This window comes from Oleiphilus sp. HI0080 (assembly GCF_001635135.1).
Genome location: NZ_LWFU01000327.1, coordinates 1 through 10,101 on the forward strand (window position 1 = coordinate 1; position 10,101 = coordinate 10,101).

Here is a 10,101-nt window from a genome sequence, read left to right on the forward strand (position 1 = left end):
TAACGCCCAATTCAACGATTCGCACGTATAGAGTAATAACAAAACGTTTAAATTTTAATGTATGGGATTCAAAGCGGTATTGAACTATGCACTACGAGCTAATTTACACACAAGATGAACACAAAGGCGAAAGCCTAATTGGAGCGCAAATAGACAAAACCTTTGTACCAAAAAAGCCCGAAGAGAACGAGCAAGGGTTTCTATCACGCTTAAATATCCTAACGCATAGCGACACTGAAGATGCCAACTAACGGTCCAAAGAACGTTAAGGCGAAGGAAGCAACACGCGGGCTGTTGATGCATACCCCTCAAAACGTTTGCTGACAGGATGCAACTGGAACAAATCCCCGTTTAACCCAACGAGAGTGCGTCGAACGCCGCATTCCTTCGCAATTAGACTATGTTGATAGAGGTGTTCAGCTGTGCCGTGCGTCGCGACCATAATCTTCGGTTTGATGTGTCGGTAAAGGTGCCGTAGCTCATCACGGCATGGGTGTCCTGAAGCGTGAATATCTTGTTCGACCATGTCATTTTCTATGACCGAAACCTTGCGTGCTTTTATGTTGGCAATTAGACGAGCAATCTCGACTTCGTTGCCGGGAATACGCATTGAGCTGAAAATGACGCTATCTCCCTCCTCCATATCTACCCCGCGAAAGCTCCCTTTGGTGAGCATATTCAATGCGGCTCTCGGCTCACCCTGACTTCCTGTAACGAGATACATCACCTCTTCCTTTGGGAGATACGCAACCTCTGCAGCTGAGTAAATCTTAAGCTGCTTCGGCCAGTAATCAAGAGCTCGGGCAATGGAGATCATGTTCTCGAAAGCACGACCAAGAACAGCCAAATAACGCCCCGTTTGCTTTGCTACATGCGCGATACTCAGCAAGCGCGCGACGTTGCTGGCGAAGCAACTGACGAAAACCCGCCCTGTGAGAGGCGCAACCGTTTTTCTAATACCCTGCATCACTACCTGCTCAGAAACTGAATGTCCCGGCTTCAGTGCGTTCGTTGAATCGCAAATAACGCTGTCTATGCAAACATCGTCCAAAGCAAATTCCGAGGGTGTTGGCGTCGCGGGCCCAATTACCGGGTTGGCGTCGAACTTCCAGTCGCCCGTATGAAATACGCTATGCACAGGCGTTCTTATCAAAAGTCCGTTTGACTCGAGAGTAGAGTGCGTAAGCGGCTTCCATTGAATATCGAATGGCCCGACCTGATACCAATGATTCGTTTCAACGACCACGATTTGAGCAAGAATATCATTATGGCGATCATCCCTTGAGCGCGCGACTTTGCGGCGTAAGACCTCAGCAGTAAAAGGTGTGGCATAAATTCGTGTAGGGAAACGATGCCAAAGCGCTAGAATCGCGCCAATATGATCTTCATGGGCATGCGTCAGAATAATCGCTTGCAGTGCGCCGCGGTTTTCCTCGACAAAGTGCGTATCCGGTACGATAAATTCATCGAGACGAGGATGAAGCACGCCGTCAGGGTCCTGAAACATTGAACCGCAATCGACCATGATCATATGGTTATTGTGCAGATAGAGGTTTAGGTTCATCCCTATTTCCCCCGTCCCACCCAAGGGCAAAAAGTAAAGCCCATCTTGCTTAACCGGTTTATCAAACACCCAAATGTTCCTTAGAGGCTGTCGTTCTATTCGAAAATCACACGGTCCGTTTCTACCCCTGCAAGACGAAAGGCCTCTGCAATTCTCCCCTGATTATCGGCAACGAAGTCCAGAAAATACTGAGCGACCGAAGAAGGTTTTTTCGCCGAAGGATGGACCAAGCACCATGCCCGCTTTATGGGAAACCCGTCAATCTCCGGGGATACAAGCGTGCCTAGTCGCAATTCGCTAGTAACACTTAGTCGAGGTAAGACCGCAACACCTAGCCCTGCTAACACCCCATGTTTGGTCGCATCATTGGAGCCAAACTCCATGCTCAAACGCAATTTGAGTGTATGCTCATGACAATGCTGCTCTAACGCCAAGCGACTTCCCGAGCCCCTCTCGCGCACAAGCACGCCCGATTCAAGAAATTGCTCAGCCGTGATCTTGTCTTCAGTATTTAGAACATGTGTTGGAGCCATTACCGGGATGAGCTCGTTGTCGAGAAACGGCAAAGACGCGAAAGGCTTTTCGCTTGGCACGATCCCCATTATTACCAAATCTCCCTGATTGCTATTTAAACGCTCGATCGCCTGCGCCCGGTTCACAACATGTACACGGACGCTCACTAAAGGGTATCGATCAAGAAACGGTTTTAGTAGATACGGTGTTATGTACTGGGCCGTGTTGACAGCCGTGAGCGTTAAATCGCCGGAAACCTGCCCCTCTAAACTGTGCAATTCATGCTGTAAACGCTGTATCTCCTCGAAGATAAGAGAAACGCTTTGCTGGACTTTCTCAGCCGCCGGCGTACGGTAAAGCTTGCGCCCTACAAACTCAAACAGCTTCACGTCGAGCGCTTCTTCAAGATGCTTAATCTGCGCACTCACCGCTGGTTGCGAAAGACCCAGCAAATCAGCCGCTTTGCTATATCCACTCTGCTCATAAACCGCAGAAAAAATTTGAAGTTGGCGCAATGAGAGACGATTCAATAGTTTTTGGACTGACAGTGCCATGACATGACATCCTAGAAGATTAGGTTATAGATAAGATAACATTGAATCATTGTATCTTATGAGTTTAATCTCATATCTTAAAGACCTAGCGCTTGCGGTTTGGAGAGAACAGAGTCATGCCTGATATTGTTGTGATGTTTTTCTTGCTCGGTCTGGTGGCGGGAGTCGTTCGTTCAGATCTCGAGATTCCGAAAGCAGCCTACGACACCCTCAGTTTATTATTGATGCTTACCATCGGCCTCAAAGGAGGCATGGTACTTCATGGGTCGCTGGATGCCTCCCTTTTACTGGAGCTCATCGCTGTGGCATTACTGGGAGCGCTAATACCGCTCGCGATCATGCCCCTGCTCAAGTACGTGGTGCGCCTTAATAATGCCGACACCGCAAGTATCGCAGCACATTATGGTTCCGTAAGCGCAGGAACGTTTGCTGTCGTCCTTGCTTACACTGAAACGGCACAAATCGCGTACGATCCTCAGGTGACACTCTACCTCGTGATGCTTGAGCTGCCCGCAATTCTCGTGGCGTTGGCTTTGTTCCGCAAGGCAAATCCTGCTGCCAACGCGGGAAGCAGCGCAGCACTCTGGCACGAAACGTTTACCAACAGAGGCGTCATTTTACTCGTCGGCGGTGTATGCATTGGTTTCATGTATGGTCCACAGGAAGGGGCAGCCGTTACGGAGTTATTGACCGGTGCATTCAAAGGCGTACTTGCCCTATTCTTGCTGGAAATGGGTCTAACGGCAGCTGAAACCCTTAGACCAATTCCATGGAAAAAGTGGAAGGCATTACTATTTGCCTTAGTAGCGCCCTTAGTACTTGCTCAACTTGGCATTGCTCTGGGCTTGCTGCTGGGGTTACAAGCGGGCTCTGTTCTTATCTTGGCGACCCTCGCAGCAAGCTCGTCTTATATTGCCGCACCAGCAGCCATTCGCGCGGCTATCCCCGATGCGAATATTGGGCTAGCAATGTTGATGTCATTGGGGATCACTTTCCCGTTCAATGTCATCATTGGTATCCCCATTTACCACCAAATTATTCAGCTTGTTATAACCTGATGCACCTTAAGTATGACGCAAGCGATGATACAAGAAACTCCGCCGCAAGAGTCCTGCTGAGAGACGAACCCCCTTCACGCACCGAACTGCATATCAAATGCCGCGACGACAGCACATTCATGCTTGTGTGCTTAGCTGGGATCGACAATAAACCGCCAACAAGGATAAAAGCGCAAGGTCCATTTCATTCGTTGCGACAGGTACAAGGTGCTCGCAATGCCATTATGAGTGCATTGAAAAAGGAGGGATTCCTCCCCGTATCTTCGGTGCCCTATTGGGAGATAAACGCACAACTCATTGCCAATACCTGTCGCCAAACACTAAACCAAAATAAAGGCGACTTCGAATTCGACCCCAAAGATGTTTTATAGCGACTATCTATTTTCAAAACACTTAATTAAGGCGGACTTGTTGGGCCAAAAAGACGAGCCATTGAATTTTTAAACGATCCAAGCGATATCGCGCCACGTAAGTCTTTTAGATTCACGATCATTTGCTTCGCTTACTGAATCCATACTCGGAGAATGCTTATGAAAATGCGCGTTAAAGAATTAGCTCACCTACCAACTCCCCCGCAAGTCGTCGTCCAATCCTTCGAAGGTTCGATTTATCGAATGGTGGCACGATCGAACGGCCAAGAGATTTTACTGACTGATGAGGCCGGCAACTATCTAACGGAGCGTCACCCAAATGCATTAACCGATTTACTGCACGACATCATCGTTGATTCAGTCAGCCTGGAACATCATTCCGCCTATGACGAAATGATCGGACACTCGACGCCAGACAGCGCTTCGGCCTCTTCCTCAAACAAGCTCATTATTGATATCACAACAGAAACACTAACAAGTCGAGCTTAGATTGAGCAAGCAACAGAAGTGATCGCAAAGCCGCAGTAGGCTATGCCACCACTTCCACAAGGTACGCTCGGACGCTTATTGGGAAAGCTGCTGAACGCGAGCACGGACGGCTGGGTCGTTGGGAGCAATAGCACTCAGGTTAGAAAGATACTTCATACTTTCCTGGGCTCGTCCCATCTTCTCCAAAAAGGTAACAATACCCAGTAGTACATCGTACTGGTTGGGCCATTGCTCGTTCGCCGATTGCAATACGGCAAGCGCTTTATCCGGCATTCCCTGACCGTCCAATGCGATTGCGTACACGTAATAAAACCGTGAATTGGCGTCGACTTGCTGCGTAGCAAGGCGCAAATGTTCTAAGGCCTCTTGTTTTCGCCCTAAACGAACGAGATTTAGTCCGTAGCTATGTTGAACAGCTCCACTATCAGGCGCGACTTTAATCGCCTGCTTTAAGGTAAGCTCTGCATTCTCTTCGTCACTAATAGATCGATAAAGATCCGCCTTATTGAGCAGAGCAGCGGCAAAATCGGGCTCTATCTCCAAAGCTTGATCAAATGCGGCAAATGCGCGTTCAACCATACCTCTTCGCAGATAATAATCTGCAAGCGCGAGTTGGCCCGAAGGAAAATCTGCAGAAAGACGCAATTGATCCTCGTACTCATTTAACAACGTCATGACGTCAGCACGCGCTTGCCCCGAAAGTGACCGCTCGTAACCAGCTAATTGTCGCGCAAGCGAAAACCGAACGGTTGCCGAAGGATCTTTAATCAGACCTCTAAAGATCCCATAGCGATGCTGAATCGGTATAAAGTCACTGGCGTCAATCGCTGCCGCCCTAACCATAGGATCCACCGAGCTTATGTTCTCTTGTAATGTTTCTGCCGTCAGCCTTGAAGGCACTCGCCCTGTGCTGGCAAGCAATGTAGCCTTATTGATGGGCGGAAGCGCATCAGACGCCAAGAACTCGACCAAAGGGCGAAGAATCAAGGGGTCTGCTTTCTGTATTTTAGCGCTAAGTGTTGCGTACGGGTTAAACGGTCTCTCTTTTGACCACTGATCAACATGTTCTTGCGCCCAGCTGTTTGACTGTGCTTTATGGCAGTCTTTACATACACTCGGTGATTCGGCGACTTCAGATGCACGAGGGTGCGGCACCCTAAAAGAGTGGTCTCGCCGATCATCCACCTCCATATAAGTGGTTTCCGGCATATGGCAGGTCACACATTGCGCTGCTGCGCTTTCCATTGGGTGCTTATGATGCTCGGGCACATCGTACACTGCGGGCTTGTGGCACTGAGTACACACGCCATTGCCTTCAACTTTTAAATTACCTGAATGGGGTTCGTGGCAATGACTGCATTGCACGCCTGCATTCGCCATTTTGCTTTGTAAAAAAGAACCAAGTACAAACACTTCATCCCGAATCTGTCCATCATAGTAATATAACGGAGACTCTAAGCGGCGCAGTAAATATTGGTTGTGATAATCGTCGGCAGGGTCCACTGCGCCAATAAGCTGGCGTCTCGAATGACATCCACCACATGCGTTTACCTGAGCTTGAGAAGGTGTCCCGAAAGGAACAGCAATATCACGATCATCGGTAAATCTGAACTGCGACGTCGGAGCCAAACTCATATCAAATCCGCCAAACTGCGCACTTGGCAGTCCGTTTTTTTGAGCAAGACGAACATGCTCGCTCCCTTTCCCATGACATGCTTCACACGCAACGTTTAACTCAGAAAACGTAGTGTTAAACGTGTTCGTCTGAGTGGAGTAACCTCGTTCGACACCCGTCGAGTGACAATCTGAACAACGTGAGTTCCAATTTTGAGTGTGACGTGACCAGTGGAATGGGCTGTCAGGTCCGGTATTTTCATCTGGAAGTAATTTGTACCAGCGTTGCCCACCGTCTTCTTTTGAACGCGCATCCCAAGCCACATCGTAGGCCTGATAGCGACCACCGTCAGTCTTTATCAAATATTGCTGAAGAGGAAAAATCCCGAACGTGTAGGCAACCTCAAACGACACCTGAACCCCGTCATCAATGCTAATAACGAAGTCCCCTTTACGTTTGGAGAAGGTAGAAACAACGCCATCATGTTCGAAACTGACGCCCGAGAAATCTCCAACAACAGACTCATCAGTCGGCAGCATCATCGCCTGGGCATGATGGGAGGAAGCCCAAGACGTATATTCGGCGTTATGACAACTCGCGCACACAGCGCTGCCAACAAATGTTTTGATGTGTTGATTGCCCTCAGCAAACATCTGGCCTGAGGATAGTAAAAGTAAAAGCAAAAAAGGGATTTTTTCGCCGAACAAGCAGCGCATTATCGTAAGACTTTGCCGCGCTTTTTTGACGACACTTAATACAAGGGTTTTCATGCTTTTTCTTTACTTCTCTGGTTTCTTCTCTTTATTTTTAGAGCATCATGGATGGAGCTGGCTCAGCTTGTCAATTTAGCGTTAAGTTAATTTGCTTCAAGCGCAGCAACGAGCGCTTCTTGCGTGATTCCAGCGTCGCAAGCTCTCGAATCATGCGCTTAAAAACGCCTCTATCCGAGGCCGGTGACGCTCTTTGTGCTTTATCAAACGCTTCGGCCATCAAAGACTCGAACGCTTCAAGCACCGCACTGACGGACTGCTCGTCCGATTCCCCTCTAAAAGAGTCAATAAACTCACGCATTACACCATTACCGTTCGACCATTCAATGCGATTGTCGGAACTGCCTTTTGAAGGTCTAGCGTGGTCATCGGCTTGCGCTCGCAAGTCAAGCCAACGGTATAGCAGCCTCGCCGCTTCGATGAAGTTAGAAGAACGGCATTCAGCAACAAACCTCGACTCCAAATCACGCCGCGCTTTTCTATTCGCTTTGTCGCGATGGTAAGCACGAAGCAGCGCTTTAAATCGCGTCCTCAATCGATAGCAGGCAAAGATAAAAACAACCAACAAGATCCAATCAAACACGCTTCGTTCTGACATGAAGTCGACCGTCGACTCAATAGCAGAGCGTAGATAGTAACGAGGGCTCAAAACGGTGGTAATGGTTTGCTCCGGCAAAACCTCAACCTTAAATGTGCGACTACCGAGATCGAACCAATGAAAACGTCGTTCTGGGATGGTAAACCGTCCGGGTTTCTCTACCACGTAGGTGATTTTCTCAATGCGTTGAGCCAGGTAGTCACCGCGATTTACCTTGTCGCTCAGTTCAGGAGGTGTCGGGTAGATAGAAAGCCCGTCGTGCGTTCGGTCGAAGCGCAATTCAGGGAGCATCATCGCTGCAAGATCATCGCCACGAAAAGTAATTGTACGACTAATCGCGTCTCCGAGCGCTAAACTATCAAAATCACGATCAAAGTGCTCTTCAACTGAGAACTCTGTAGTTGCTACCCACTGAGCATCTTGCGGCGCACCGGATGGCACATTCGCCTCAAACGAAACCTCTGCAGAACGTGCAGACAGTTTGGTGGGCTGCCCATCTTCGCCCGAAACCGTTGTCTCTATGTCGATCGGTGGAATCTCGAAGCGACCCTCGCGTTGAGGATAAACTGTCATGGTCCAAAGCTGCACAGCCCAAGTCTCGCCGCTTATCCTTTTGGTAGAGTTGACGGCAAAGGATTCCCGCCGCAACACGATCGCGTCTGAGACTTCCGGCTGTAGTAAGCGTGTGCCGCCAACAAAATAACTAGACGTCGATACCTCAACGTTCAAAATAACTTGCTGCGAAACAATGATCTCTTCTGATGGTTCGACCCACGCCCTGACTTCTAAATCGATCGACTTGGCGGCGATAAAACTACTCCACAGCATCAGCCAAAATGCGCAGCTTATTGTCGCAAGGGCCGATTGAAGACGCACTATTCACCTCCTTGCTGATTGAGCTGCATCTGAAACTTCACCCGCAAAAACCGGGAAGGGTCTTGTTGTACTTGTTTCAACCACTGATCTTGGATTCGTTCGTCCGACAGAATCTGTTCTGCACTGAGCTGCTTGCGCTCGAAGTCTGGCAGCTGTTGTCGCTCGGCACCATCCGCTCGCTGCGGCTCATCCCCTAAATCGCCAATATCCTCCCCTGACTCCGGCTGTTGGTTAGCGCTCATCAAATTAATCTCATCGACGATTGCTTGAACGATTTCGATGTTCGCATTGACCCTAACGTATTCCGGATCCAGATCCAGAACCTTCTCATAAACCTCTAGCGCCTTAATGTATTCTTGATTCTGCGCGAAAGCATTACCAAGATTAAAAAGGTCATTGGGCGCTTCTAGCCCACTGTAAAGCTGAATTGCATTCGAAAAATTCTCTGCGTAGTAGTAAGCAGACGCTTTCCAACGAACATCCTCAAAATAATAAGCCGCCTTGCTAAAATCCCCCAGCTCAAAGTAAATTCGACCTAGTTGATCCGGCGTAAACCATAACTGAAGAAATCCCGACCACGCTCTCCCCAGAACTGTCGTTTTAGCCGCAATTTCTGCGACTACCGCCGAAGACTCGTGCGCATTTTGAGGCTCTTGTGCTTGTACTGGCGGCACATGCAAAGACCAACTCACGAGCACCACTGCGCACCATTGCAGCGTCCAACCCTTTCGAAACCAGAACAAAAACAACATAGCAAAGGGGAACAACAAATAATATCCCGCATCGATCCAGGGCCGATTATCGTCATCCACCAATGCCAAGTGCTGCTCCACGCTTTTACTTATTCGGGATATATCTTGCTTATCAAAACTAAGCTGAACGTAGGTACCGCGAGTTGCTTCCGCCAGCGCTTCCAAAGACCGAGGATTAAACGGCAACGAAAGGCTTTCGGTATCACTCGCGCCACTATCAGATGAAGGTGCATCAGCTCCAATTCCGAAAACGATTAGCTGATCAGCAGTCCCTTCCAAGTACGCGTTAAATGCTTCTGGCGCATTTGCAGAGCTTGAATCAGCAATCAGGAGAATCGTTGCTGGCGGCGAATCAGGACCTTTCACCGCCTCGATCAACGGAATACTTTTTTCGGGAATACTTCCCTCTGTTGGCATCATCCCTGAATTCAGTGCATGCAAAAATTGAAAAACAATATCAGGGTCTGTGGTAAGTGGTACCGCCAGGTGTGCAGTGCCAGCAAAAGCGATGATGGCGACTTTGCTGCCTTTTCGAAGCGTCAGCAAGTCACTGATCTTTTGTTGTGCGCGTTGCAACCGAGATGGCTGAACATCCGACTGATTCATACTTTCTGCCAATGACAAGACAATGATCAACGGTGCTTCGTCTTGCACATAGGGTAACGGCTTACGCTCCCAACTTGGGCCGGCCACGGCAATCACTGCGATGAAAATAGCCGCAGCACTCACATTCAGTGGTGAAAGCCATCGGGTGTGCTCTCCCCCGACCGTCAAAGCTTTTAAGAGGTGCGGGGCAATCGTTTGCTGCCACTGCGCGCTCTGGTCTCGTTTAAGTCGCAAACGCCAAACCGTATAGGCCAATGGAATAAGTGCGACCAACCACCAAGGACGAATAAAATGAAATGCTGCAAGCATTGAAAGATCTATCATCCATTACCTCT

At 48.9% G+C, this 10,101-nt stretch carries 8 protein-coding genes; 3 read left to right on the top strand and 5 right to left on the bottom strand.

Annotation, left to right across the window (positions count from 1 at the left end; translation table 11 throughout):
- Positions 1 to 86: 86 nt before the first annotated feature.
- Positions 87 to 251: a hypothetical protein gene (locus tag A3751_RS22090; protein ID WP_156492245.1), complete on the top strand. Its 165-nt coding sequence runs from the start codon at positions 87 to 89 to the stop codon at positions 249 to 251.
- 14 nt (positions 252 to 265) lie between these two features.
- Here A3751_RS22090 and A3751_RS04165 read toward each other — a convergent pair whose 3' ends face one another.
- Positions 266 to 1,633 (bottom strand): ribonuclease J, encoded by a 1,368-nt coding sequence (locus A3751_RS04165; RefSeq protein WP_068452501.1) that lies wholly within the window; start codon positions 1,631 to 1,633, stop codon positions 266 to 268.
- 26 nt (positions 1,634 to 1,659) lie between these two features.
- The gene (locus tag A3751_RS04170; protein WP_068452503.1) at positions 1,660 to 2,631 is read right to left on the bottom strand and encodes a LysR family transcriptional regulator; all 972 of its coding nucleotides are present in this window, start codon (positions 2,629 to 2,631) and stop codon (positions 1,660 to 1,662) included.
- Between the two features lie 116 nt (positions 2,632 to 2,747).
- Between A3751_RS04170 and A3751_RS04175 the strand changes: the two genes are divergently transcribed.
- Entirely contained in the window at positions 2,748 to 3,689 is a 942-nt protein-coding gene (locus A3751_RS04175) for a sodium-dependent bicarbonate transport family permease (RefSeq protein ID WP_068452506.1), read from the top strand.
- A gap of 530 nt (positions 3,690 to 4,219) precedes the next feature.
- The gene (locus tag A3751_RS04185) at positions 4,220 to 4,549 is read left to right on the top strand and encodes a DUF6482 family protein (RefSeq protein WP_068452513.1); all 330 of its coding nucleotides are present in this window, start codon (positions 4,220 to 4,222) and stop codon (positions 4,547 to 4,549) included.
- A gap of 75 nt (positions 4,550 to 4,624) precedes the next feature.
- On the opposite strand, the gene A3751_RS04190 is transcribed toward A3751_RS04185, so the two are convergent.
- The 3 genes from A3751_RS04190 to A3751_RS04200 form a co-directional block, all read right to left on the bottom strand.
- Positions 4,625 to 6,934: a tetratricopeptide repeat protein gene (locus tag A3751_RS04190; RefSeq protein WP_068452515.1), complete on the bottom strand. Its 2,310-nt coding sequence runs from the start codon at positions 6,932 to 6,934 to the stop codon at positions 4,625 to 4,627.
- 70 nt (positions 6,935 to 7,004) lie between these two features.
- Positions 7,005 to 8,408, bottom strand: a complete 1,404-nt coding sequence (locus A3751_RS04195) for a BatD family protein (RefSeq protein ID WP_068452518.1) — start codon at positions 8,406 to 8,408, stop codon at positions 7,005 to 7,007.
- Positions 8,408 to 10,090: a VWA domain-containing protein gene (locus A3751_RS04200; protein ID WP_068452522.1), complete on the bottom strand. Its 1,683-nt coding sequence runs from the start codon at positions 10,088 to 10,090 to the stop codon at positions 8,408 to 8,410. The genes A3751_RS04195 and A3751_RS04200 overlap by 1 nt, the downstream gene beginning before the upstream one ends.
- Positions 10,091 to 10,101: the final 11 nt, after the last annotated feature.

Coding starts and splice junctions, on each gene's coding strand:
- A3751_RS04170 (WP_068452503.1), bottom strand. CDS start 2,631: ATGGCACTGTCAGTCCAAAAACTATTGAATCGTCTCTCATTGCGCCAA.
- A3751_RS22090 (WP_156492245.1), top strand. CDS start 87: ATGCACTACGAGCTAATTTACACACAAGATGAACACAAAGGCGAAAGC.
- A3751_RS04190 (WP_068452515.1), bottom strand. CDS start 6,934: ATGAAAACCCTTGTATTAAGTGTCGTCAAAAAAGCGCGGCAAAGTCTT.
- A3751_RS04185 (WP_068452513.1), top strand. CDS start 4,220: ATGAAAATGCGCGTTAAAGAATTAGCTCACCTACCAACTCCCCCGCAA.
- A3751_RS04200 (WP_068452522.1), bottom strand. CDS start 10,090: ATGATAGATCTTTCAATGCTTGCAGCATTTCATTTTATTCGTCCTTGG.
- A3751_RS04175 (WP_068452506.1), top strand. CDS start 2,748: ATGCCTGATATTGTTGTGATGTTTTTCTTGCTCGGTCTGGTGGCGGGA.